The 25725-nt window shown below is 38.9% G+C and carries 22 protein-coding genes; 7 read left to right on the top strand and 15 right to left on the bottom strand.

What is annotated here, in order from left to right:
* Positions 1–88 precede the first annotated feature (88 nt).
* On the top strand, positions 89–796 hold the full coding sequence (locus ASG14_RS09765; RefSeq protein ID WP_235528554.1) for a glycoside hydrolase family 25 protein: 708 nt from the start codon (positions 89–91) through the stop codon (positions 794–796).
* A gap of 403 nt (positions 797–1199) precedes the next feature.
* Here ASG14_RS09765 and ASG14_RS09760 read toward each other — a convergent pair whose 3' ends face one another.
* The gene (locus tag ASG14_RS09760; RefSeq protein ID WP_056870863.1) at positions 1200–2297 is read right to left on the bottom strand and encodes a mandelate racemase/muconate lactonizing enzyme family protein; all 1098 of its coding nucleotides are present in this window, start codon (positions 2295–2297) and stop codon (positions 1200–1202) included.
* A 105-nt stretch (positions 2298–2402) separates the two neighbouring features.
* Between ASG14_RS09760 and ASG14_RS09755 the strand changes: the two genes are divergently transcribed.
* Positions 2403–4424: a thioredoxin domain-containing protein gene (locus tag ASG14_RS09755; RefSeq protein WP_056870862.1), complete on the top strand. Its 2022-nt coding sequence runs from the start codon at positions 2403–2405 to the stop codon at positions 4422–4424.
* Between the two features lie 10 nt (positions 4425–4434).
* A complete protein-coding gene (locus tag ASG14_RS09750; RefSeq protein WP_056870861.1) occupies positions 4435–4941 on the top strand; it encodes a peptidylprolyl isomerase in 507 nt (168 codons plus the stop codon).
* A 159-nt stretch (positions 4942–5100) separates the two neighbouring features.
* Here ASG14_RS09750 and ASG14_RS09745 read toward each other — a convergent pair whose 3' ends face one another.
* From ASG14_RS09745 to ASG14_RS09720, 6 genes are all read right to left on the bottom strand, one after another.
* Positions 5101–6414 carry a hypothetical protein gene (locus ASG14_RS09745; protein WP_157274892.1) on the bottom strand — a complete coding sequence of 438 codons (1314 nt, stop codon included), beginning with the start codon at positions 6412–6414 and terminating at the stop codon, positions 5101–5103.
* Positions 6407–6991 carry an RNA polymerase sigma factor gene (locus ASG14_RS09740; RefSeq protein ID WP_082491496.1) on the bottom strand — a complete coding sequence of 195 codons (585 nt, stop codon included), beginning with the start codon at positions 6989–6991 and terminating at the stop codon, positions 6407–6409. Before ASG14_RS09740 ends, ASG14_RS09745 begins: the two co-directional genes overlap by 8 nt.
* Positions 6992–7093: 102 nt before the next feature.
* Entirely contained in the window at positions 7094–7798 is a 705-nt protein-coding gene (locus ASG14_RS09735) for a DUF4397 domain-containing protein (protein ID WP_056870859.1), read from the bottom strand.
* Between the two features lie 105 nt (positions 7799–7903).
* Positions 7904–8557, bottom strand: coding sequence for a hypothetical protein (locus tag ASG14_RS09730; RefSeq protein WP_157274891.1), 654 nt, complete (start codon positions 8555–8557; stop codon positions 7904–7906).
* Between the two features lie 81 nt (positions 8558–8638).
* Entirely contained in the window at positions 8639–10261 is a 1623-nt protein-coding gene (locus ASG14_RS09725; RefSeq protein ID WP_056870857.1) for an ABC-F family ATP-binding cassette domain-containing protein, read from the bottom strand.
* A 294-nt stretch (positions 10262–10555) separates the two neighbouring features.
* On the bottom strand, positions 10556–10699 hold the full coding sequence (locus tag ASG14_RS09720; RefSeq protein ID WP_157274890.1) for a hypothetical protein: 144 nt from the start codon (positions 10697–10699) through the stop codon (positions 10556–10558).
* Between the two features lie 121 nt (positions 10700–10820).
* Here ASG14_RS09720 and ASG14_RS09715 point away from each other — a divergent pair, with 121 nt between their 5' ends.
* Together ASG14_RS09715 and ASG14_RS09710 are read left to right on the top strand one after the other, a co-directional pair.
* The gene (locus tag ASG14_RS09715) at positions 10821–11393 is read left to right on the top strand and encodes a nitroreductase (RefSeq protein WP_056870855.1); all 573 of its coding nucleotides are present in this window, start codon (positions 10821–10823) and stop codon (positions 11391–11393) included.
* Between the two features lie 104 nt (positions 11394–11497).
* Positions 11498–11950 (top strand): hypothetical protein, encoded by a 453-nt coding sequence (locus ASG14_RS09710; protein ID WP_056870854.1) that lies wholly within the window; start codon positions 11498–11500, stop codon positions 11948–11950.
* A gap of 6 nt (positions 11951–11956) precedes the next feature.
* Here the strand turns inward: ASG14_RS09710 and ASG14_RS09705 are convergent, their stop codons facing one another.
* The 4 genes from ASG14_RS09705 to ASG14_RS09690 all read right to left on the bottom strand — a co-directional run bounded on the left by ASG14_RS09705 (position 11957) and on the right by ASG14_RS09690 (position 16365).
* Complete coding sequence (locus ASG14_RS09705; RefSeq protein WP_056870853.1) at positions 11957–13126, bottom strand: RsiV family protein; 1170 nt, start codon at positions 13124–13126, stop codon at positions 11957–11959.
* A gap of 36 nt (positions 13127–13162) precedes the next feature.
* A complete protein-coding gene (locus ASG14_RS09700; RefSeq protein ID WP_056870852.1) occupies positions 13163–14050 on the bottom strand; it encodes a polysaccharide deacetylase family protein in 888 nt (295 codons plus the stop codon).
* A gap of 12 nt (positions 14051–14062) precedes the next feature.
* Entirely contained in the window at positions 14063–15424 is a 1362-nt protein-coding gene (locus tag ASG14_RS09695; RefSeq protein WP_056870851.1) for a M1 family aminopeptidase, read from the bottom strand.
* A 62-nt stretch (positions 15425–15486) separates the two neighbouring features.
* Positions 15487–16365, bottom strand: coding sequence for a polysaccharide deacetylase family protein (locus ASG14_RS09690; protein WP_056870850.1), 879 nt, complete (start codon positions 16363–16365; stop codon positions 15487–15489).
* A 176-nt stretch (positions 16366–16541) separates the two neighbouring features.
* Here ASG14_RS09690 and ASG14_RS09685 point away from each other — a divergent pair, with 176 nt between their 5' ends.
* Positions 16542–19049 (top strand): DPP IV N-terminal domain-containing protein, encoded by a 2508-nt coding sequence (locus ASG14_RS09685; RefSeq protein ID WP_056870849.1) that lies wholly within the window; start codon positions 16542–16544, stop codon positions 19047–19049.
* A 244-nt stretch (positions 19050–19293) separates the two neighbouring features.
* Positions 19294–20946: a M28 family metallopeptidase gene (locus tag ASG14_RS09680; RefSeq protein WP_056870848.1), complete on the top strand. Its 1653-nt coding sequence runs from the start codon at positions 19294–19296 to the stop codon at positions 20944–20946.
* A gap of 207 nt (positions 20947–21153) precedes the next feature.
* On the opposite strand, the gene ASG14_RS09675 is transcribed toward ASG14_RS09680, so the two are convergent.
* From ASG14_RS09675 to clpB, 4 genes are all read right to left on the bottom strand, one after another.
* Entirely contained in the window at positions 21154–21756 is a 603-nt protein-coding gene (locus ASG14_RS09675) for an outer membrane beta-barrel protein (RefSeq protein ID WP_056870847.1), read from the bottom strand.
* A 372-nt stretch (positions 21757–22128) separates the two neighbouring features.
* Positions 22129–22683 (bottom strand): NADPH-dependent FMN reductase, encoded by a 555-nt coding sequence (locus tag ASG14_RS09670; RefSeq protein ID WP_056870846.1) that lies wholly within the window; start codon positions 22681–22683, stop codon positions 22129–22131.
* An 83-nt stretch (positions 22684–22766) separates the two neighbouring features.
* The gene (locus ASG14_RS20250; protein WP_157274889.1) at positions 22767–22904 is read right to left on the bottom strand and encodes a hypothetical protein; all 138 of its coding nucleotides are present in this window, start codon (positions 22902–22904) and stop codon (positions 22767–22769) included.
* Between the two features lie 161 nt (positions 22905–23065).
* On the bottom strand, positions 23066–25663 hold the full coding sequence (clpB, locus tag ASG14_RS09665) for an ATP-dependent chaperone ClpB (protein WP_056870845.1): 2598 nt from the start codon (positions 25661–25663) through the stop codon (positions 23066–23068).
* Positions 25664–25725: the final 62 nt, after the last annotated feature.

The following is a 25725-nucleotide window of genomic DNA, read 5'->3' as shown; positions in this document are numbered from 1 at the left end:
TTTACTCAACGGCAGTTGATAAAAAACTAACTGATAGGAACCTCAAACATTCATTTTTTTTATCAAATTTGTGCCTGAAATCAATTTAATGCCGCCAGTAAAAAAGAAACCAACCGTGAGAAAAAGCCCGGTGCGAAAGAAAAAGTCAAAAGCTTTTTCAACGCAATGGAAGGTGGCCATTGCCGGGTTAATCTTGATTTTATGCTCTCCGTTTTATTACGGCTACGTTGTAAAAGGATTTGTTGCAAGCTGGCGTTGGGTTAAAGATTGGGGACAAGACCCCAATTATCGGGTTTACGAGAGCTTCAATATCAAAATCCCAAAAAAATACTCAATTCATGGTATTGATGTCTCTTATTATCAGGGTAAAATAAACTGGCAAAAAGTTAAATCGATGAAAGATGATGATGTGAGCATTCGTTTTGCATTTATCAAGGCCACTGAAGGGCTCTTACTTGTTGATCCATATTTTCAGCGAAACTGGCGGGAGGCACCTAAGGCCGGAATAATTTGTGGGGCTTATCACTTTTTCAGACCTAAACGCGATGGAAAAAGCCAGGCGAAGTTTTTTCTTCAGGTTGTAAATGTGGAGAAAGGAGATTTGCCGCCTGTTGTCGACATTGAAACGCTTGATGGTGTTTCACCCTTGAAAATGAGGGCCGAGCTTGCTGATTTTCTAAATTATGTGGAAGTAAAAACTAAAGTTCGCCCAATAATTTATACTGGTTTAAAATTTTACGAAGATTATCTTCAGGATAATTTTGATGAGTATCCACTTTGGATTGCGCATTATTAGCAGCCTAAACTTAGGTTAGATCGTAGCCGATGGAAGTTTTGGCAACATTCTGACAAGGCCAAAATCAATGGAATAGGCCATGTTGTAGATTTTAATGCATTTAACGGAGATAGCACTGCACTAGCTGAAATGCTCGTACGCTAAGTTGAATTTTTTAAATTGTAATAATTCACTAGCCAAAGCACTCAATACTTAAGTAATGACACCGGCACTAACATAAGTTTTATGCGCAGCAACCAATAATCAATTTCCAATAAACTAATGATTGCTAAGCGAATAAACTAATGAACTAATCCCTAATGAACTAATGCCCAATGAACTAATGAACTAATGAACCAATGCCCAATGAACTATCGGCCAATGAACTAATGAACCAGTGCCCAATGAACAAAATAAACCAACACTAAACCACCCAGCTTTCGCATTTTTCCAGAAAGAATTCGTCTGCTTCTGCGCCGATTCCTGGTGTGTCTTGTACATCAAGAAAATAGCCGTTATAAGTTAACCCATCTATAACCGGATCTACTAAATGGCCAAGTAGGGCGGTGTCTAAATCAAAAAATACAATGTTAGGGCTTGCAAGCGCGAAATGGAGGTTAGCACTCAAGGCGATGCGGCTCTCAAGCATACTTCCAATCATACACTTTACGCCTGTCTGCAAGGCCTCCTCATGAATTTTTTGCGCTTCTAAAATTCCGCCCGATTTTGAAAATTTAATATTTAAATAAGAAGTAGATTGACTGTTAATTAATTTTCTGGCATCGTGATGGTTGTAACAGCTCTCATCAGCCATCAGTTTAATGGGAGAATTCACGTTCAGTTCGGGTAGCTTGTCATCGTACCACGTTCTCATAGGCTGTTCACAAAATTCGATATTATATTGCTCCAGCTGTCCTAAAGCAAATAATGCATCGTCAAAATTCCATCCTTGGTTGGCATCCAGCCGTAAAATTGTGTCTGCACCAACAGCCTCACGAATACATTTAACCCGCTCGATGTCTTCATGAACTTGCTTACCAAGTTTTATTTTTAAAATTCTACAGCCTTTGTCTTTGTAAGTCATTGCGGTTTTAGCCATACCCTCAGGTGTGTCTATCCCAATGGTCATATCAGTTTCTATTGTGCGCTTGTTTCCACCTAAAAATTTATATAGTGGCAAACTAGCATCTTTAGCGGCAATATCGAACAAAGCCATATCAAAAGCACTTTTAATCGTGTTATTATGGTCGGCATATCCGAGGAGGTCATTCATCCTTTCCGGAATTTCCAAAGGATTTTTACCCTTCAAAATCGCTGCAAAATCCTTAGCCATGGCAATGCAGGTTTCCTGCGTTTCTCCAACAATCATCGGGAAGGCTGAGCATTCACCAATACCGTGAATGCCGCTATCAGTATGAATTCTAATCAGCACATTTTGCGCAAAATGCATCGTCCCTGTGGCAATAACAAAGGGTTCCATAGGGATACTAAAGCGAAAAATTTCGGTATGTGTAATTTTCATTTTACAATTTCAATTTTAGAACTAAAGTATAAAAACAAAACTAAAACAGATTAGCATTGTAGATATTTTATAGCTTTATTGTTTCATTATTCATATCATATTTCCATGTCAAACGTACATTCAGAACCGAACAGTTTAATAAATGCTTCGTCGCCATATTTACTGCAACATGCCTATAACCCGGTGCATTGGCACGAGTGGGGGCAGGAGGCTCTAGAAAAAGCAAAGGCAGAAAATAAATTAATTTTGGTAAGTATAGGTTACTCGGCTTGCCATTGGTGCCATGTTATGGAACGTGAATGTTTCGAAAATCATGAGGTTGCCGAAGTTATGAACAGACATTTTATCTGCGTTAAAGTGGATAGGGAAGAGCGCCCGGATATTGACCAGATTTACATGTATGCCATACAGTTAATGACTGGAAGTGGCGGCTGGCCGCTTAATTGCATTTGCCTGCCCGACCAACGACCAATATATGGCGGCACTTATTTCCGTAAAAACGATTGGATAAATATTCTTGAAAACGTAGCCGACCTTTGGGCGAAGGAACCGGAAAAGGCAATTGAATATGCTGAACGCCTGACATCAGGCATCCGCGACAGCGAAAAAATAATAGCTGTAGATGTAAAGGAGGTTTACACACAGGAGCACTTAACGGAGATAGTAGAACCCTGGAAGCGGCATTTCGACATTAGTTTTGGCGGCTACAACCGTGCACCTAAATTTCCCTTGCCAAATAACTGGCTTTTTTTACTGCGCTATGGTTTCCTTAAAGATGACGAATCTGTGTTTACTGCCGTCTGCCAGACGCTTGAAGAAATGAGTCGCGGAGGAATTTACGACCAGATAGGAGGCGGTTTTGCCCGCTACTCCGTTGACGACAAATGGCATGTGCCGCATTTCGAAAAAATGCTTTACGACAATGCGCAGCTGGTAAGCTTGTATGCTGAAGCTTATCAATGTACCAAGTTTGATTCCTTTAAACAAACACTAGTTGAAACCATCGACTGGGTTTTCAATGAAATGACTTCAGCTGAAGGGTTGTTTTATTCGGCACTTGATGCGGATAGTGAAGGGGTTGAAGGTAAATTTTATGTGTGGAACAAGGCCGAATTTGATGATGTTTTAGGTGATGATGCCTCATTAATTGGCGAATATTATAATGTTACCGAAGATGGCAACTGGGAAGAGGAGCAGACAAATATCCTCAGGAAAACCATCCTCGATGATGATTTAATTGCAAAGTATGGCATCGATGCTGAGGCACTTTACGATAAGGTAAAATCAGCAAAGGCAAAGCTACTAGAGAAAAGAACTAAAAGAATCAGGCCCGGCCTTGATGATAAGTGCTTAACTGCCTGGAATGCAATGATGATAAAAGGCTTGGCGGATGCTGCCACGGTACTAAATCATGATCTGTATTATCGGGGTGCAGCAAAAGCAGCAGATTTTTTACTCAATAATTTAAAAGCACCCAATGGTGGGTTGTATCGAAACTATAAAAATGGAAAGGCTTCTATTACAGGATTTTTGGATGATTATGCCTTTTTAATTGACGCGTTAATTGCGCTGTACGAATATGATTTTGATGAAAGATGGTTGGAGGAAGCGAAAGACTTTGCAGATTATGTGCTGGCTAATTTCTCGGATACAGATTCGCCTATGTTTTTTTATACCTCTGCAGAGAGTGAAAGTTTAATAGCCCGCAAGCACGAAATAATGGATAATGTAATTCCGGCGGCAAATTCTGTAATGGCTCAAAACCTAAAAAAATTGGGTTTGCTTTTCGATTTGCAAAATTACCATGAAAAAGCGTCAGAAATGCTTGCCGCTGTACATCAGAAGATAAAAACCTATGGCTCTGCTTATTCCAATTGGGCGGTTCAGCTGCTTAATGAGGTTTATGGATTGAATGAAATTGCCTTAACAGGTTTAGAAACCGACCTGGTTAAGCTTGAACTGAGCAATTATTATATTCCAAATAAAATTACATTAGGCGGAACAAAAAGTAACTTACCCTTGTTAAAAGGTAAGCAAAGCGATGAAACAAAAGTTTATATTTGCCGAAATAAAGTATGCCAGTTGCCGGTTAAAACTGTTGAGGAAGCATTAGAGTATTTACAATAAAAAAATCTGAATGAATATTTCACCAAACTCAGTAGTTGCATTAACTTATGAACTGCACACTACTAACGAAGAAGGACAACAAGTTTTTGTTGAAAAAGCTGATGAGCAAAATCCTTTAGTATTTTTATATGGCGTTGGCATGATGTTGCCTAAATTCGAAGAACATTTAACTGGTTTAAAAACCGGCGATGAGTATGGTTTCGAATTATCTGCTGCTGATGGTTATGGAGAATTAGATCCTGGTGCTTTCGCCGACTTACCAAAATCGATGTTTACCGAAGCTGGTGGCGAAGTTCCAAACGTTGGAGACGTTATTCCTTTGCAAGATAACCAGGGAAACCAGTTTAGAGCAGGTGTGACTGCCGTTCACGATGAAACTGTAGCCGTTGATTTAAACCACCCGATGGCTGGTAAAAACTTAATGTTTGCCGGAACTATTCTTAACGTTCGCGAAGCAACACAAGATGAGTTGGCACATGGTCATGCACATGGTGCTGATGGTCATTCAGGTCATTAGTTAGCATTTGCGACAAAATATAATGAGCCTCAGATTAGTTTCTGAGGCTTTTTTATTTTCAATACTTTATTGCTTTCCTTTACGATGGTTTGCGTTTTCTTAATGCCCGCTTTTTTTAATCAAGAATAAAACATGCATTAATACAAACTAACATCACCTTTAAAAATCGAACTTCAATTTAATGCCACCATTGGTTAGATTAAGTTTATCGGTAGAAAACGTTTTCATCGGCAGCCGCAAAAACGGCTCGACCGCAAAGTTATTCTTCTTTGAAATTTTTTGCTTGTAACCTAAAGAGAAGTTGTAAAAGCCAATCAATTTGTCGGTAGCGTTCGTTTCTGTCGGTGCTTCCGAAACTCTTTCTGTAACGATAAGCATTTTTTGTTCTGTAATGCCAAAAGTATTTGCCACTGCTGTATTCCGGGCACTGCTAACCACATAATTATTGTTTTGTTTATTGTTGGTAATGGCAAGTGCCGATACCCCAATGCCGGTATAGAGTTTACTGCTTATGTTATATTTCAATTCTAAAGGAATATTAATCCCCCGCACATTTGCATTAATAGATTCCAAACTTTTGGATGCGCTAACATATGCAACCGCCTTCGCAGCCGACGGCGCATTTGCAGCGCCATCATTCAGGCTTTCGCTACTGGCTGAAGGATTTGTTGTCGTGCTTAACGCTCCATAGGCAATTCCAGAACTTATCGATAATTTGTCGGCAAGATTGTAAGATAACGAAAACCCATAATTCATATTTACTTTATTATCGTTCCCAATTGATGGCGCAACAAAAAGGCCAGGCTCCCACTTTGTTAAGGCTTTATTTTTCGAGGTCTTGGCAATATTGTCGCGATGGCTGTCTTGTTCTAAAAGTTGTTCGAAAGTCAGTTTAGACTGCGGAATTTTTTTCTTCTCCGGATTGATTAGAACTAGTTTGACCTTAGAACTGGATTCAATTTTTTCTGAGTAAATAGTACCCGACAATGTTGACTGACTTGCTACCTCATTTCCGGTAACATTATTATCGGATATTTTCGTTTGGTATCCTTCGAGCTCATGATCTGTTTTTCTTACAGTCAGCAGTTTATCATCATCTGAATTATTGTTTTCGATAAGGTCCGGTTTCCGCGACCTAGTTAAATTGTTTTCCTCCACCCGAGCCGAAGCCTTAGTTAAATCGCCGGTGGCAACCTTTTCTAACGATTTTTCTACTTGCGGATTCCTTAGTTTTTTAGGGAAGGATTTAGAAGTTTTTACGATTTGATTCGTGTGATTGGAATTTTCCTTACGCAGGACAAAGAAAGCCGTAACAACCAAAATTATTGCAGCCGCAGACCATAGCGGCCAGTAAACGATACCTCTTTTCTTTTTTTCTTCGGGCACATTAAAACGCTCCCAAGCACCAGGGGTGTAGGTTTCTTCATGCGCCTGAAGGTTATGTTTTATATGGTCAATTAATTCTTTATCCATTTTTCTCATACGAATTAACCAGTGTTTTCAAATACAAGGTTCGCAGCTTATTTTTTGCCCGGGTCAAATATACTCTACTCGAACTTTCGGGTATATTCATCATTTTCGAAATTTCATCATGGGCAAATCCTTCAATTTCATAAAGGTTAAAAACCAGTCTCTGCGTATCTGGCAGGTTATTTAACAACTTTAAAATATCCTGAACATCTAAATCAGACGTTACCGAAACCGTGCTAACCGGATGTTCACTTTCTGATAAATCATCAACATATGATTGATTTTTTAGTGTACGGAGTTTGTCAATTGCCGTTCTCGAAGCAATTTTGGCAATCCAACCCTTAAAGGTTTTATGTAAATCTGCAGGATTATTTGGCGGTTGAAAGCCTTCAATATTTTTAAAAATTTTTATGAAACAATCATTAACAAGCTCTTCGCCATCATAACTATTGTTAACATATCGCAAAACAATACCCATCAGGTAGCCGTAAAATGATTTGTACATCATTTCTTTACAGCTGTTATCGTTCTTCTGGCAGCCTTTTATAATTTCCTCAATGCTGAGTATTTTTTTTATCAACCTTTGCGAACTTAATAGAGATTAGCTTATTGCGATGCAAATTTAATGAAAATGACACCATCTGATTTAAAGATGGTGCCAAATTCGTTTCATATGTAGGTGTTATTTGTTCGTAAGTATCGATAGTCCGAATTTTGTGCTATCTGTTTTGCTCTTCAGGCCCTTTGCCCATAAGGTGTAAATTTTTCCAGCCTCAATTTTGGTAGCAGGCAAAGTGGCCGTTACATTATTGCTTTCTTTAATTTGGAAGGTATAGGCAGCTGCAGGATCGATTGAAATGAAAGGAGAAGTTTCTTTATAAGCTTTTCCGGTTACTAAAGCAGTAGCATTTCCTTCTACTGCTAAATCCAATGCTGGTGCATCAGGACTTAAATTGATGAACCTAATCTTTGCTTTTCCTGTTGCAGGCGCAGTTAAATCATCCTGAATTACCAGAATTTTTGGCGATGGCAACACATCGATAACAAATGCAGAGTAGAAAAAACCCGACTGTAAATTTACGTTAGTGGTTGAAAGGTATTTTACCGAATCTTTCTTCGCAATGCCGAATAAGCGTGTGCCTGGGTAGGCGCCAAAGTAACCTAAATCATTTGTGTACTTAAATTCTCTATTGTTGGCCCTTTGATTATCTACAATAAAATCTAAAGCACCTGTACCTGGCGATGCATGAACAAAACCAATTCCGGCAACCGTTATAGAATTCGAATCGCCCCAATCTTTTTTGCAGGCAGAAAGAAATAAGGTAACAGCAAGGAGCGCAAATATAGTTTTAGCAGTTGTTTTAAAGTTTTTCAAAGTAGTTTTCATTTTAATGTAAATCAATTTTCGAATAAAACTGGTAAATGGCCATTAACAATTTTTGGATAAAACGGGCATGGCTTTAGAAACGCTACATTAAAATTCAAAATTTATCTATTCTACGATAATTTTACTTTCGTAAACGATTATGCTTGCCACTTTTCTGCCGTTTAATACGGCAGGGGCAAATTCTAGATCTTCCGCTCTAAGCTTAGCAAGATCTACCACGTCGATTTTATTGTAATTGAGGGATGCAATTTTTGTTTCAAACTTGATGAGCTTGCCAGTTTCATCCAAATTAAAAATATAAAACAAATCATAATTGCCTAACGACCTCCTCAGCTCATACGGAACTTTAAATACGTTAAGTAAGTAGTACATGGCATAATTTACGCCACCTATTTTTATGGGGTAAATTACTTTGTCTCCAGTTTTTAATGAATCAATATAATAAGATAAATGTTTATCCCTTAAATTGAATTCAACCTTTTTAGTTGTATAATTATAAACTTGCTCCAAGCTGTCTTTAGCATTGAAAAAGCTCCATCTTCCGTAGCGTAAGTCGTCTTTGTATAAACCAGAGGCAATAATTTTTCGCTCCGAAATTATTTCAGCTGCACCATTTCTAACGTACCTTTTAGATTTTAATTCAGTAGCATGTTCAATGGTACCTCTAATTATTTTGTAATAAGTTCTGGTAGAATCGCTTTTTTGTGCGTTTGCCGAAAAGCATATTAATAACAAGAAGAGTAAGTGGAGCGTTTTCAAGGGATTGAGATTAGTTATATAAAGAAAAAGCGTTTTGATGTAATATCAAAACGCTTTTCAAAATATATTTCGCCAAATGTTTTAAGCGTACATTTCCTCGCGGAGTTTTGCAACATCAGCATTGTTAATGTATTCATCATATGCCATTAGTTTATCTATTGTACCTTTTGGGGTAATCTCGATAATTCTGTTTGCAACAGTTTCTGTTAACTGGTGATCTCGTGAAGTGAATAAGATTGCACCTTTAAAATCTTTCATACCATTATTTAACGCTTCAATAGATTCCAAATCAAGGTGATTCGTTGGTTCATCAAACATCAACAAATTTGCCTGCTGCAACATCATTCTAGAGAACATACAACGCATTTTTTCGCCCCCTGAGAGTACTTTTACATTCTTCAGTACTTCCTCGCCAGAAAATAACATCCGGCCTAAAAAGCTCCGTACAAATTGCTCATCGGCATCTGTACCTGAATATTCCCTCAACCAATCAACCAAATTTTCGTCCTTGCCGGCAAAATATTCTGAGTTATCATTCGGAATATCAGCCGTACTAATGGTAACACCCCATTTAAATTCGCCTTTATCTGCAGGCGTTCTACCAGTTAAAACATCGTAAAATGCTGCCGTTGCTAAGCTATTTTGAGACAAAATTGCAATTTTATCGCCTTTGTTTACCATAAAGGTAACCTTGTCGAACAAAATTCCATCATTGCCAGATTTGCCCAGGTTTTCTACCTGTAAAATCTGGTCGCCCGCCTCACGGCCGGTATTGTTAAAAATAATTGCCGGGTATTTACGGCTCGAGGCCTTAATTTCAGTAATGTCGATTTTATCAAGGGCTTTTTTACGTGAAGTTGCCTGCTTGGATTTCGATGCATTCGCACTAAATCTGCGTATAAATTCCTGTAGCTCCTTCACTTTATCCTCCATCTTTTTATTCTGGTCGCTACGTTGTTTCAACGCTAACTGACTAGATTCGTACCAGAATGTGTAGTTACCCGTGTAAATACTCATTTTCGCGAAGTCGATATCCACAATATGCGTACACACTGCATCTAAAAAGTGCCTGTCGTGACTAACAACCAATACAATATTCTGGTAATCGGCCAAAAAGTTTTCCAGCCATGCAATCGTTTCAATGTCCAAATCGTTGGTTGGCTCATCCAGTAACAAAATATCCGGATTACCAAACAAAGCCTGGGCCAATAACACCCTTACTTTTTGCGTATTATCAAGCTCTTTTAACAGTTTGTAATGATTATCTTCTGTAATACCCAGGTTGCTAAGCATGGTAGCAGCATTACTTTCCATGTTCCAGCCGTCCATTTCAGCGAAAAGATTTTCAAGTTCTCCGGCACGTTCACCATCTTTCTCCGTAAAATCTTCTTTCATGTAGATGGCGTCTTTTTCTTTCATAATCGCGTAAAGCTCCTTATGGCCAATCATCACCGTTTCTAATACCGAAAACTCATCAAATTCGTAATGGTTTTGCTTTAAAACAGCCATCCTTTCGCCAGGCGTAAAAGCCACACTGCCAGAAGTTTGATTCACCTCACCCGATAAAATTTTTAGGAATGTAGACTTACCTGCGCCATTAGCTCCAATTACGCCATAGCAATTGCCTTGCGTAAATTTAAGGTTAACATCTTCAAATAAAGTGCGTTTGCCGTATCGTAATGATAAATTAGAAACTGAAATCATATTAAATAGAAATAAGCCGCAAAGATAGGCAAAAAGGTTGAGGGTAGAAAGATAGAAGCGAAAACCTGTACCATTAAGAATTTGAAAATGAGCGGTTCTGTTTCATTGTTTTTGTAGTCCCGCTTTCAATTCAATCTTTTTAGTGAAGGTTGGCGGAAGCACGCAAGTAACTGCCTCAAAAAGTATTTCATTTCAATCGGGTTTATTTAACAAAGTATCCTCAAGGCACGCAGCTTAAAAACCCAGGCACATTGTTGGCAAAAACCACTTTGTATCTTTCATTAGCGCCATTGGTTAAAACCAAGGCAATGAACTGGCTATTTGCTTATCCAACTTCCTATTCATTGCGTCTGCTTCAGCAGACGAATAATGTTCATTTAAAAAATTAGCAATTAGCCTGTTCATCGACGCCTGCATCATCACAATGAAAATGTTCATTTCAACACCAAGAAATTTAAGCACAAAATATCGAGACATAAAAAAGTCAAAAGCCTGATGTTTTAGCAACTTTGATTTGGGCATTTAGCTTTATCTTTCACCTTTTCGCTACTTTTACACCATGAGCAATTATGAAATCTTATCACAAGTTATAAAAGAACGCCGCAGTATTTTTCCGGCCAGTTATATAAAGAAAGAAATCCCGGTTGAGGTGATAAAACAGATTCTGGAAACTGCAAATTATGCCCCGACGCATAAACTAACACAACCCTGGCGTTTTACGGTTATAAGAAAAGGTGGCTTGGCCAGGCTCGGCGAAGCGCTAGGTAACTTGTACAAACAGCATGTGTCTCCACAACAGTTTCTGCAAAAAAAGTTCGATAGCTTTGGCGAAAAAACAAGTCAGGCAGATTGTATAATTGCCATCAATATGCAGTTAAGCGGTAAAATACCAGAGTGGGAAGAATTGGCAGCTGTATCGTGTGCCGTTCAAAATATGGCTTTAACCGCAGAAAGTTTAAAGGTTGGTGCTTATTGGAGCTCACCTCCTCTAATCGATAATTTAGGTGGGTTTTTAAATTTAGGTGAAAGCGAAAGATGTATCGGGCTTTTTTACATGGGCTATCACAACGAAAAACCTTGGCAGCCAAATCGCACGCCAATAGAAGAAAAAGTAAAGTGGATAGAAGAGTAGTCTCATAATAGCTCATATTTGCTTCTGCTAGAATTAAAGGCTCGTGCGCTTAGTAATCCAATTCAAAAACCATTCATCATTATTCCAGGTATTTGCCATAACATATGTCTAACTTAAAATCTCAACTTTTCCAGCTTTGCGCAACTTTCATTCAGAATAGGATAGAGAACATTGAATATGCCCTTCTACAAGCCCGGCAGGCATCAAACGATGATACAAAAAGCAGTGCTGGCGATAAGTATGAAACTACCCGCGAAATGATGCAGCAGGAAATGGATAGAAATAGTAAGCTACTATATGAAGCCGGACAACAAAAAATTGCGTTGCAACAGCTGGAAAATGTCGAGGCTGCTGGAGAGGTTAAAAACGGTAGTTTGGTTTTAACAACAAGCGGAAATTTTTACATTAGCATTAGCGCAGGCGAATTAAAGCTAGATAATCAGATTTTTTTCGCAGTATCACAAGCGTCGCCAATTGGCAAGGCTTTTATTGGCAAGCACGTAGGCGAACAATTCAGCTTTAACGGGAAAGTTTATCTATTGAAAGAAATTTTATAACCCTATTTACTTAAGGCCAATTCTAGATGCGAAAGCGGGCACCACATATGGTTTAAGTTCAGTAAAAGGGATAAATATTACAATCTGGCCCTGGGCATAACTGGCAATTTCGTAAGGATTGTACATAAAAGCGAGGCCGTTGCTATTGAAATAGAAGTTGTTATTTGGCTTCAAAAAATCATCAAACAGCACGGTGCTTATCTTTTCTCCCGGCTTAATATTATACTGCTTGCGAAGATTTTTTTCTAGTATAGATTGAAGCGTATTAGAATCTATTTTTACTACATCGCTTAACACCATCTGTTTTTTATTTTCCACATCCAGACAATACATTGTGCTGCTGTAATTTCCATGAGCGCCACCCGTATAAGCATCTGCAAGAAAATCGATAACCACAAAGCCACGATCATTGTAAACAATAGTTTGCTGGCTGTCGTCCGTGTAGTTCATCCATCCCAGAAAACCACGGTCAGAATTATTTTTTTCTTCTTCAACAACCTCATTCCTGTAATCATCGAAATATGTATCCGCAATTTCCCTGAAAGCAATCTCTCTGCTTACATTTCCTTTTTTAATTCCCGAAATTCGTTTAAGCTGATTGTCCAGCCAGCTACCTTGTTCGGTGTTCGCCTTTGCTTTTAAGTATTCAAATCCTATTTCTGCAACCGGTGATTTTGGCTTATCAGCAAATGCCTTTACCGAGTCCTTGAAAATACCCGTCGTAAATTCATAACTCCCTTCGGGATATTTTTCTTCCAATAAAACAGGATAGGTTTTGGCCTTATCACCACTCATCCAATTCCCTTTAAAGCCATTTCCCGTCCATTTAAACGATAACTTAGCCTGGTTTCCATTCTCATTAAAATAGTAATCGTTAAAACTATGCTCTGAGAAAACAAGACTGTCCTTGCCAATCAGGGTGTCAACCATTAGGTTTAACCATGAGCCATTGTAGTAGTAATTGCCATCTACTTCGCCGTTAAGCTTTTGCAAATGCATGACAACGGTTTTGCCCGCAATTGTACCTTCCAGCCGCTTATAAAAGTTTTCGGTTAACGCAGCATTTGGCTTTTTCGTATTAACTGATTTTTCAGTTTTGGTGCTCTTGCCGTCGCGATTATTGCAGGCGGCAAAAAACAGAAGCAAGAAAAGTGAGGCCAGGATCGGGTTTTTCATAAAATTGGGAGTTCGCTTAGTATTTTACACTTAAACCTATGATTTTGTTTTATTAAAGCTCTTATTAATGCTATAATAGAGGTTTCTTGCTGTATACCTTCCCGGGTCAATAATTCTCCTAACAGTAAATAAAGGGAAATTTTCGTCTCTTGCTGTCGATAAAATAAAGGCGGCTTTAAAGCCGTGTTCTTTCAGCTTATGCAATGCTGAAGATTTAAAAACACCATAAGGAAAAGCAAAGTATTCAACCTTCTTACCAGTTATTTCTTCAAGTTTTTTAGTGGGTTCGTCTATCTGTTTTGTCCAGTCATCATCATTAAACTGAGCGAAATTTTTATGGTCATAAGTGTGACTTGCAATCGTATTTCCTTCGTCAGATAGTTGCTTAATCTGTGCTTTAGTCATGTAGTTAATTCTGCCTTTTCTACCGATTGAGACCGTCATGATAAAATAAACACCTTTGAAGCCGTATTTTTTTAATGTTGCGGCGCCAGTGGTAAATTGATCCTCATCCGTATCATCAAACGTGATCATGATGGGTTTTTGAGGCAATTTAGCGCCATAAACCAGGTAATTGAAGAGTTGAGGAGGTAAGATGCTGTGGTAGCCGCTATCTGCCAGCATTTTTATGTGGTCTTTAAATTTATCCGGACTAATAATATCATCGTGCGCTCTTTTGCTGTCGCTGGCAATGTTGTTTCTAATTTGATGGTAGCACAAAACCGGGACTTCGCGTCGGGCCAATATCGTTTTATTGTCTGCCGGTTTAGCATGCACCTGGGTCGAATCTGCAATGTTGACTTTCGTTAGGACATTGTCTGAGCCATTGCTTTTCGCAGCCCTGCCGGAGCACGCGGTTAAAAAAATTCCAAAAAGTGCAATTGAGATTAGGGTATGAGGCTTTGATTTTAGATCTAGGTTCAAGTTTTTGAGTATTTATTTAATTAAAGATACTGCGTTTTCAGCTAAAATATAGTCTTTCTCATAAGTATCCCATTCGGCTTTGCTGATGCCGGATTTTAGCGCATTGCGCTTGAAAAAATCGTAATCTGTTAACTCGTTTTTCGTTGTTAAGCAGGTATTTAAGAACTTAAACATTCGTTTCTCGCCAATCATCTGTTCCAAACCTCTCAATAAAAATGGCCCATAAGTATACCGGTAGGTTCCTGAAATGCTGTTCATATCCTTGATCTGATTCAATGGAATTGCTTTAAAATCTTTGAGTTGTTTAGCCCTGCTTTGAAAATATTTGGCGGCAAAGGGTTTACCGAATTTTTCTTCGGCGGCCTTAACCGAAAGGTACTCGGCGGTTGATTCCAGAAAAAACCAGAATAAAGTAGCGTTTGGCTGTAACACGTTGCCGAAATAATAATGCCCGATCTCATGGGCAATGAAAGGATAATTAGTAGAATCTTTCAGTTTTGAATGTTCCTCATCAACCATATCGCCGAGCTTTAGACCAGCAAATGCAATTACAGGAAAGGAAACAAAGCCCCAGCTGCGACCCTTGTTAAATTTTTCTACAGGCGAATGTTCTATAAATACATTTTTTGTATCGTAAGGAATTTTTAATGATTTAGAATAGTACGCCTTAATCTCAGCAATATTGTGCTCAAATACAGCCAGTTGCTTATCACTCATTGCTGTATTTAAAAACAGCGCATTATTCGTTTTTTGTATGCCATAATCGCCTGCAAAAAGCAGTGGCGCAACGGCAATCGCAGATTTAAAGCTGGCAACCGGCCCAGTTTTTGGCAAATCGCCATTTACGAAAATGGTTTTCGAATCTTTGCTCGTTACTTCAATATTAAAAGTCATTTGCTCAATTTGCCTGTCATTTTTGATATCGTAAATGATTGGATACCATTTGGATTGGTCAGTAGCTCGAAGGGTTTTCCCATTGAAAGCAATTAGCCCTTTAAAATCAACAAAGTTTAATGTATCGGTATAAATTGGAAACGCTCCTGTATAACTTATATGCAGCTTTTTCGGGTTTTGCAATACATCATTTCCGTTTTGCGGAATGTATGTTAACCCTTCGCCACGCATTTTACCATTATAAAAGCCGTCGTAACTGATAGTGTTGTTAAGTGAATCTTTAATTGCTTTTACATTGAAACCCTTGTTTAATAGAATTTGATAGTCTTTTCCCAAATCGGGAATGTTGCTCAAAACAAAATCGCAGGTAATTTGCCCTGTTGCCATTACAACCTCAACTTTTCCACTTAAATGTGGCCCTTGTGCTTTAAGCAAAAAGGAAGCGGAAACTAAAATTAAAAGCGTTAAAATTTTTTTCATGAAGTTTATTCTGGAAAGTTAAAAAAACAAAACCCCGATAAATATCGAGGTTTTGCGGTGTTTTAAAAACTATTTTTTATGCTGTTGCTTAACGTTTTAGGGCTCCAGTAACCGCTTGCAATAATTCTGCGAATTGTGAAAAGCGGATCGTTTTCATCGCGTTTAGTCGATAATTGGTATGCCATTCTAAAACCACGTTTCTTTAGTTCTGGTATTCCTTCTGCATTCCATAAACCGAATGGATAAGCAAATTCGGTCATCTGTTTGCCTGTTATTTCTTCCAGTTTTTTAGTCGGCTTATCTAACTGTTCTTCCCAATCTTTTCCAGCGTATTTTTTGAAGTTTTTGTGGTCATAAGTATGCGAACCAATCACATTTCCTTCATCAGAAAGTTGCTTAATTTGCTCCTTATTCATATAGTTAACGAACTTTCCTTTTCTGCCGATAGAAACAGTCATGATAAAATAAACTGCTTTATAACCGAGTTTATTTAGTGTTGGGCGAACAATTGTAAACTGATCTTCATCAGTATCATCAAAAGTTAGCATAATTGGCTTACTTGGTAACGCGGCACCGGTATTTAAGTATGCATAAAGCTGGTCTGGCAAAATGGTATGGTAACCGCTATCAGCAAGCATCTTCATCTGATCTTTAAAATTCTGAATTTCAACGATATAATCCTTACCTACTTTACCATCTGTAGGTTTCCAGTTTCTTACCTGATGATAGCATAAAATCGGAACCTGCTTTCTTGCTAAAATTGTTTTCGCATCTGCCACTTTAATTTTAGACACATCTATTTTGCTAACCGCTGTTTGTCCGTTTTGGGCAGTTAGCGCTGTAGAATCTGTGGTATTTTCGCCATTGGGCTGCGATTTAGATTGGCAGCCTGCAAATAAAATTAAACAAGCCGAAAAAATCGTTAAAAAATTGAATTTCATAAATAAGTATTTCGTACAAAACTAAAAATTCTATCAAAAATTAATAGCTAAATATATCCTTGTTGATAACTATTTCAGGCGATGGTTTTTTTGATAAACTATCGCATTTATTACATGTTTAATGCACCTCATTGCAGTTAATTGAATAATTTAGTCAGCTCAAAAATCAGGCATTAATGAATAAATTTTACAAACTCGTTTTATGTGCACAACTTTTATCGTTTGCAGTTGCCGCACAAACCAAAACCTTTACAATAACTGAAAACGTAGCAGCACAACCGAAAGCAAATTACCAGCTCGCATCGAGGTTTTCGCCGAATAAGTTAAAGAAAATGGTTTACTCAACTTCGGTAGATCCCCACTGGCTGAAACTTAGTAACAGGTTTTGGTATACGTTCGAAAGTCCGAAAGGCAAATTCTGGTATTTAGTAGATCCGGCAGTGAAATCAAAAAAGCTGATGTTTGATAACGCTCAGCTTGCCGCTGAGATTACGCTGATTGTTCGCGATCCTTTTGATGCGGAACATTTGCCACTCGAGAATTTGAAATTTGCTGCTGATGAAAAAAGCATCACCTTTGAAGTAAAGAGCACCATTGAAGAGCTTAAAAAGGATAGAAAGGATAAAAAAGCTGCAGATTCGATGCAGAAGAAAATTTATTCGTTTAAATATGATTTAGCAACCGCCAAGGTCAGCGAGATTCCAAATTTTAGCAAGCCAAAACCAAAGCCAATGTGGGGCTCAGTCGCTCCAGATTCTTCGGCAATTGTCTTTTCACGCAATTACAATTTGTATTGGATGGATAAGGAAAATTATAAAAAGGCTGTTAAAAATGAAGACGACAGCACCATTGTAGAGCATCAGCTAACGAAAGATGGCGTTAAGTTTTTTTCTTACGGAAGCGATGGTGATGGCGAAAATAATGTTGAAAACGAGAAAAATAATAAAAAACGTAGAGGCGCTTATGTTTTATGGTCGCCAAATTCAAAATATTTTGTTTTAGACAGAACCGATTCCCGTAAGGTAAAAGATTTATGGGTTATAAACAGTGTAACGCCAGGCCGCCCCACTTTAGAAACTTACAAATACCAAATGCCAGGAGAAGCGGAAGCACCTCAGGATGAAGTTTTGCTTTTTGATTTTGCAGCTAAATCTTACAAAAAACTAAATGTTTCGGCTTTTAAAGATCAAAGTATTTCTGTCTGGAGTAAACCATCCCTGGCTAAAGATAGAGATAATGAGTTTCGTCCATCGGTTTGGCTGGGAAATGACAGCAAATTTTACTTTTCACGCACCAGCCGTGATTTAAAACGAATCGACATTGGTACCGTCGAAATTGCTACGGGCAAAGTTACGCCTTTAATTGATGAACGCTTTAATACCTACGTTGAAGTAAACAGGCCGGGTCTGGTTAATGATGGTAAAGAATTAATTCACTGGAGCGAACGCGATGGATGGGCGCATTTTTACTTGTTTGATGGTGATGGTAAACTTAAAAATCAGATTACCAAAGGTTCATTCCATTGCGAAAGCATTGTAAATATCGACGAGAAAAATCGAGTATTGTATTTCACCGCCAACGGTCGGGAAGGGAAGGAAGACCCATATTACCTGCATTTATACAGCATCAACTTTGATGGCTCAAACATGAAATTGCTTAACGCCGGCGATTTCGACCATGCATCGAGCCTGAACGACAACAATACTTTTTTTGTTGATAATTATTCGCGGGTTAACACAGCGCCAAAATCAACCGTTTACGATAGAAACGGTAAGAAAGTAATGGACCTTGAAACAACCGATTTGTCTTTATTGATGGCATCGGGCTACAAATTCCCTGAACCTTTTAAAGTGAAAGCAGATGATGGCGTAACCGATTTATATGGTGTAATGTATAAGCCATTTGATTTCGACCCGACCAAAAAGTACCCGATTATTGAGTATGTTTATCCTGGTCCACAAACAGAAGCTGTAAATAAAGCTTTTAGCAAAAGCATGGATCGTACCGAACGTTTGGCTCAGTTCGGTTACATTGTAATCACTGTTGGCAACCGGGGCGGTAATCCATCCCGCTCTAAATTTTACCATACCTATGGCTACGGAAACCTACGCGATTATGGATTGGCAGATAAGAAAACGGCTGTAGAACAACTTGCGGCAAAGTATCCGTTTATTGATGATAATAAAGTCGGCATTACCGGTCACTCTGGCGGTGGTTTTATGTCTACAGCAGCCATGTTGGTTTATCCGGATTTCTTTAAAGCTGCGGTTAGTAATTCGGGAAACCATGATAACAGTATTTACAACCGCTGGTGGAGCGAAAAACATCATGGCGTTAAAGAAATTATTAGTCCGAAAGGGGATACCACCTTTAAATATAATATTGAAAAGAACCCGGATTTAGCTAAAAACTTAAAAGGGCATTTACTTTTGATGACCGGCGATGTGGATAATAATGTTCACCCGGCAAACACGATACGTGTGGCGAATGCTTTAATTAAAGCAGGAAAACGTTTTGATATGCTTATTGTGCCAGGGCAGCGCCATGCTTATGGCGATTTAACTGAATATGCTTTCTGGAAACTTGCCGACCATTTTAATAAATACCTAATCGGTGATTTCTCTGACCCAAGCGATGTGGATTTAGTTGAAATGGATAGAGATATTGAGCAGAATGGAAAGTAACTAAAAGTTTTGATGCCTGACTAAAGGCAATTGTTTACAATGGCTTGCATTTATGCGGGCCATTGTCGTTTTATATAGCTACAGCGAAATCTTTATTTCCGGTAAGCGGAAAACTGAATATTCCTTATCGGTGGGTAATAGCTGATCAGGATAAATATGATCACATCGGAAATAGACAAATCGAATTGGTGATGTAAATCCAAATCCTTAAAAATTTCATAAATTACAAGTCAAATCAAATTTTATGAAGAAAAGCTTATTTTACCTATCTGCGCTCGCTGTTTGTTTTTCTGCATGCAAAGAATCTGCAGAAACTACGGCTAATGGTCCTGATTCCTCCGCCATTAAGGCTATAAACGACTCAAGCATCACGAAATATCTATCGGTTATTGCCGCTGATAGTTTGACAGGCAGAAAGCCATTTACGGCTGGCGAAACGAAAACAATAAATTATTTAAAATCAGAATTTGAGAAATTGGGCTTAAACCCAGGCAATGGCGATAGCTTTTTCCAGGAAGTGCCAATGGTAGAGATTAAGTCTACCCCTGATGACAGGATGATTGTAAAGGCGGGTTCGAAAGAACACTTTTTAAACTACCTTACCGAATTTGTAGCCGGTTCACGTCGCGTGCAGGATGAAGTGAGCATTAAAAATTCGCCTTTGGTTTTTGCGGGCTACGGAATTGTTGCACCAGAATACGGTTGGAACGATTACAAGAATCTGAATGTGAAAGGTAAAACAGTTGTGGTTTTGATAAATGACCCTGGTTTTGCCGACTCGACTTTGTTTAAGGGGAAGAACATGACTTACTACGGGCGCTGGACTTACAAATTTGAAGAAGCATCAAGACAGGGCGCCGCGGGTGTTCTAATTATCCACGATACAGAGCCTGCAGCTTATCCGTGGACGGTGGTGCGCAGCGGCTGGTCTAAATCAAAACTTCAGTTGCAATCGGAAGATAATGGCATGAACAGAACCGTTGTGGAAGGTTGGATCGGCTTGGATGTGGCGAAAAAACTATTCGCATTGGGCGGACAATCTTTCGACGCCCTGGTTACAAAGGCCCGTAGAAAAGATTTTAAGGCAGTAGATTTGAAATTGACAACCTCATTAACAGTGAAAAACAAAATTAAAAAATCAATTACCTACAATGTGCTGGCTTCCATTCCAGGAAATAAGCTTAAAGATGAAGCGATTATTTATTCTGCGCACTGGGACCATTTAGGCGTTGGCGAAAAAGTTCAGGGCGATTCAATTTACAACGGAGCGGTTGACAATGCGACGGGTGTAGCTTCCTTATTTGAGATTGCTTCGGCTTTTAAAAAATTGCCGAAGAACCCAGCCAGAACAATCCTGTTTATTTCCTACACAGCAGAGGAGCAAGGTTTGCTCGGTTCTGAATATTACGCCAAACATCCCGCTTTTCCATTGGCGAAAACTGTTGCCAATATTAATATGGACATGATGGGGCTTGCCGGAAAAACAAAAGATATTGTCGTTTATGGCTACGGACAATCAGAGTTGGAAGATTATGCCGCAGTTTCTGCCAGGAAACAGAATCGGGTATTGGTTCCAGATCCAGTTCCATCGTCAGGTTTATATTATCGCTCCGACCATTTTAATCTGGCAAAGGTTGGAGTTCCTTCATTATTTACCGGTTCCGGCCTGGATAACATCGTTAATGGAAGGGCTTGGGGACTAAAGCAGGTAGCCGATTTTACCAAAAACCGTTACCACTCGCCGCAAGATAATTTTGATGCAAAAACATGGGATTTATCTGGCATCGTTGAAGATGTTCGCCTGCTTTTTGATATGGGTTATCGGTTAAGCAATGAAAGCACATACCCGAAATGGAAAGATGGCTCGGAGTTCAAAAAGATAAGAGAAAAGGAATAATTTCGATTTGCTAAAAGGGCTTCGCAAAGACAGGCAATCATTTTGGCCGAGGTGCAGAACCCGCGAACCCAAAGTTTGTGTGCGCTTAAAAAGTTTCGTCTGGTAAACCCTAAGTACTGCTCAAATGCTTTTAAATGATAAAGCCACAGATTTGCAGATTGATTAAGCAACTGCAAATCTGTGGCTTGTAACCAGAATTTCTAATGCTTAGAAGTGGAACATCACTCCTAATTTTGGCGCAAAAGTATCAGCCTCTAAACCGAAAGAGTTTGTAGTAACTTTATTTCCGGTTGCTTCATTTTTAGTCTGGAAGTTTTGGTAACCTAAACCATTAACGGAAACTTCGATGCCGATTCTTTTAGTAGGAAAGAAAGCAAAACCTGGTGCTACATTAACACCGATAGACGTAGTAGATCCAACTTTAGCACCTGTATCACCATTTGGGGCAACTACTTTGTTAGAACCGAAAGCCATAGGAACCGATAACTGGCCGAAAAACTTGAATTGATCTGATAAACCAACATAATAACGACCGAAAGGCGCAACTACGAAAGCTTCATTCTGATTTAAACCACTTACTTGTTTGTCGTATCTATAGCCAACGCCTGTACCAATAGCAAAATTATCAGCTACAAAAAAACCAGCACTTGGAATAATATTGAAGCTAACATCTGATTTCGCAGCACCTTCAACTTTTGAAGAGTTGAAGCCAACACTACCACCTAAAATCAATTTTCCTTTTTCTGTTTGTGCCTTTGCACCATAAACTAAACCCGCAACGGCTACTAACGATAATAATAGTTTTTTCATTTTTTTTAATATTTATTTGTTTAAAAATTAGTCAGATTTTACTTTTTTAATTTCTGACTATATTAGCCTAAAAGTCAACACTTGTGCCAAAAAACTTTATTTAAGTCATTAAAAAATCAGTTTAAGGTTAAGTTCCTTATTAGTAAACAGATAAAAATTTGGTGTTAAATCAATATTATTTTATGGTGACTAAAAATTAATCGAGCGATTAATTTTATCAGTATGCCAGATTGGCAATTGCAGTTTTTGGGCATTGTTGTCAGTCATTTTTACTGAAAAACTGACGCATTTTAGGGGTAGGTGAGAAGGAGAGATGGAACATTAAAGACCATCTCTAATTTTAAATTCGGGTCTGTACCGAGGTTAATTAAATTATACTTTGCAGGCCGACAGCAAGTTTTCGAGTTTCTTTTTTATAATTCCAACTGCGGCTTCATCAGTCAGGTTGCCTTTTTCATCGAATTTATTTTGTGCCTGGGCAACAAGAACTTCAGGTTGTAAAACCGGATTCATGTTCAAGAAAGTAAATACCGGCAGAAATGCGGCTTGCATTCTTACTGTTCCCCACATACCCTGTGTAGCGCCCATTACGGCCACCGGCTTGTGCATTAGCGGAGAATCTTTACCGCGGCTGGCCCAATCTATCGCGTTTTTTAGTCCGCCGGGGATAGAATAATTGTATTCTGGAGAAACTATTATGAACGCACTGGCTTTTGCAAGCTCATATCGAAATCTGACAACGCTTTCCGGGCGTTCTGCTACCTCAGGAATGTCTATATCTGCATTGTAAACCGGAATGTCATCGAATGAAATAATTTCGAAATCAACATCTTGTGGGAGCAAAGTGCCAGCTAATTTTAATAGCATTGCATTATATGAGCCTTTTCTCAGGCTGCCACATAAACCAACAATTTTTTTATTTTCCATTTAGAATAAACCAGCACATAGTGAAAATGTTTGGCCTGGTAGGGATTGTGACTTAGCTAATGGCGTTTTTCAACATTCGGGATTCATTTTATTTCAATCTTCATGGTTTTGTAACCGAGATTACCTGCCATGTCTGAACCCTCAATCCAGACGGTGTAACTTCCTTTCTTATCTGCAGAAAAGAAGGAAAAGCTGGCAAGTCCGGCTTCATTCGTCAACACGTTAGGGTTCCAGTATATAGTTGACCGAAAATCGGGTGTTGCACTATACCTGGTTATAGCAGTATATTTCGGGCTATAGAAAGTTTTGTTATCGCCATATTTTAAGTTAAAAAAAAAGAGGCCGTTTGTTAACAGCCTCTTTACAAATCATTTATTTGAACTTATGCGTTTTGATTAAGGAAAACGAAGTTGTGATCAAACATATCCAGTTTAATCTTACTATCCTTCTCAACTTTTCCGGCAAGTATTTCTTTAGATAACTCATTTAAAATACGTTTTTGAATCACCCTTTTCAAAGGCCTTGCACCAAATTGAGGATCGTAACCCAACTGTGCCAGCCAATCTAAGGCTTCATCACTAGCATCCATTTCAATACCCATTTCCGCAAGTGTTTGCTGTACCTGTTTAAATTGCAAAGCAACAATATCTCTAATTTCGTTGCGGTTTAGCGGTGTAAACATTATCAGTTCATCAATTCGATTTAAAAACTCGGGCCGAATTGTTTGCTTCAATACCTCGAACAGTTCGTTTTTGGTTTTCGCGATTACTTCGTCTCTGTTTTCATCACGCAAATCTTTAAAGTTATCCTGAATTAAGTGTGCACCAATGTTCGAGGTCATGATGATGATTGTATTTTTGAAATTCACCGTTCTACCTTTGTTATCAGTTAAGCGGCCATCGTCTAAAACCTGCAATAAAATATTAAAAACATCCGGATGCGCTTTTTCAATCTCATCAAGCAGAACAACAGAATATGGTTTACGCCTAACGGCTTCGGTCAATTGTCCGCCTTCATCGTAGCCCACGTATCCTGGAGGCGCACCAATCAGGCGTGAAACTGCATGGCGTTCCTGGTATTCACTCATGTCGATTCTGGTTAGCGCATTTTCATCGTTAAATAAAAACTCAGCCAGTGCTTTTGCCAGCTCGGTTTTACCCACGCCGGTTGTACCTAAAAAGATGAAGGAACCGATTGGTTTCCGCTTATCCTGCAAGCCTGCACGAGAGCGACGGATGGCATCTGAAATGGCCTCTATAGCTTCATCCTGACCAGCAACCCGCTGATGCAATTCTGCCTCCAGGTTGAGCAGTTTTTCTCTTTCACTGGCGATCAGTTTTGTAACAGGAATGCCAGTCCAGCGGCCCACTACGCCTGCAATATCATCGGCAGTTACTTCCTCTTTCAGCATTCTGCTATCGCTCTGCTGATTTTCCAAATCTACTTTGAGCTTTTCAAAAGTGTCTTGAGCCTCTTTAATTTTTCCATACCTGATTTCGGCAACCTTGCCATAATCTCCGGCTCTTTCAGCCTGTTCAGCTTCAAGTTTATACTGCTCAATAAGCTCCATTTGCCTGTTCAGGCTATCAACTAAACTCTTTTCGCTTTGCCATTTTGCTTTCAACTCATCGCGTTCTGCTGAGAGGTTCGCAATATCCTCTGAAAGTTCTTTTACTTTTTTATCGTCCTTTTCCCGTTTGATCGCTTCACGTTCAATTTCAAGCCGCATAATTTCACGGTCAAGAGCGTCAACATTTTCCGGTACGCTGTCCATTTCCATGCGCAGTTTTGAAGCAGCTTCATCCATCAAATCTATAGCCTTATCCGGCAAGAAGCGGTCAGAAATGTACCGCTGACTCATCTCAACTGCCGCGATTATAGCTTCGTCTTTAATCCTAACTTTGTGGTGGGTTTCATAGCGTTCTTTTAGCCCACGAAGAATAGAAATCGCATCCTGAGTATCAGGCTCTTCAACCATTACCTTTTGGAAACGGCGTTCGAGCGCTTTGTCTTTCTCTAAATATTTTTGGTACTCATCTAGCGTAGTTGCGCCTATAGCACGCAATTCGCCACGGGCTAAGGCAGGCTTTAAAATATTTGCGGCGTCCATGGCACCTTCTCCACCGCCAGCGCCAACTAAAGTGTGTATTTCATCGATAAACAGCACAATATCGCCATCACTTTGCGTAACCTCTTTTACTACGGCTTTTAAACGTTCTTCAAATTCACCTTTATATTTCGCACCGGCAATTAAAGCCCCCATATCCAATGAATAAACGGTTTTGCTCTTCAAATTTTCAGGTACATCACCTTTAATAATTCTAAAGGCAATTCCCTCTGCAATCGCCGTTTTACCAACGCCAGGTTCGCCAATTAGTATTGGATTGTTCTTAGTTCTACGAGATAAAATCTGAATAACACGGCGGATTTCTTCATCACGTCCGATTACCGGATCTAACTTACCACTCTCGGCATACTCATTTAAATTACGTGCATATTTTCCTAAAGCCTGATACGTTGCCTCCGCATTTTGGTCCGTTACGCGATTATCGCCGCGTAGCTCGGTAATTGCTTTTTTAAGGTCTTTTTCGTTAACGCCCTGTTCTTTCAATAATTTTGATGTACTATCATTAACGGCTAAAATACCTAACAGCAAGTGTTCCACAGATACAAACTCATCTTTAAACTCTTTTAAAAATGACTGTGCCTTTTGAAGTACATTATTTGTGTTTGATGACAAATAGACATTACTTCCGCTTACTTTCGGGAACCTCGAAATTTCTGTATCTAGATTTTGACTTAATAAATTAAGGTTAACATTCAGTTTCTTTAACACATAAGAAACCACGTTTTCATCAACAGTAAGCAAACCTTTAAGCAGGTGTGCCGTTTCAATAGCCTGTTGCTGGTTGCCTTGGGCTATCTCAGAAGCCTGTTGAATTGCTTCCTGGGCTTTTATTGTATAATTGTTGAAGTTCATATAACGGTTTTAATCAAAACAGATGCCATAGCAGTTTTACTTTTACGATCGGAAATTTTGTC

Source organism: Pedobacter sp. Leaf194 (assembly GCF_001423945.1).
GTDB lineage: Bacteria > Bacteroidota > Bacteroidia > Sphingobacteriales > Sphingobacteriaceae > Pedobacter.
The sequence above is the reverse complement of the archived record's forward strand: the minus strand, read 5'-3'. Positions and strand labels throughout refer to the sequence as shown.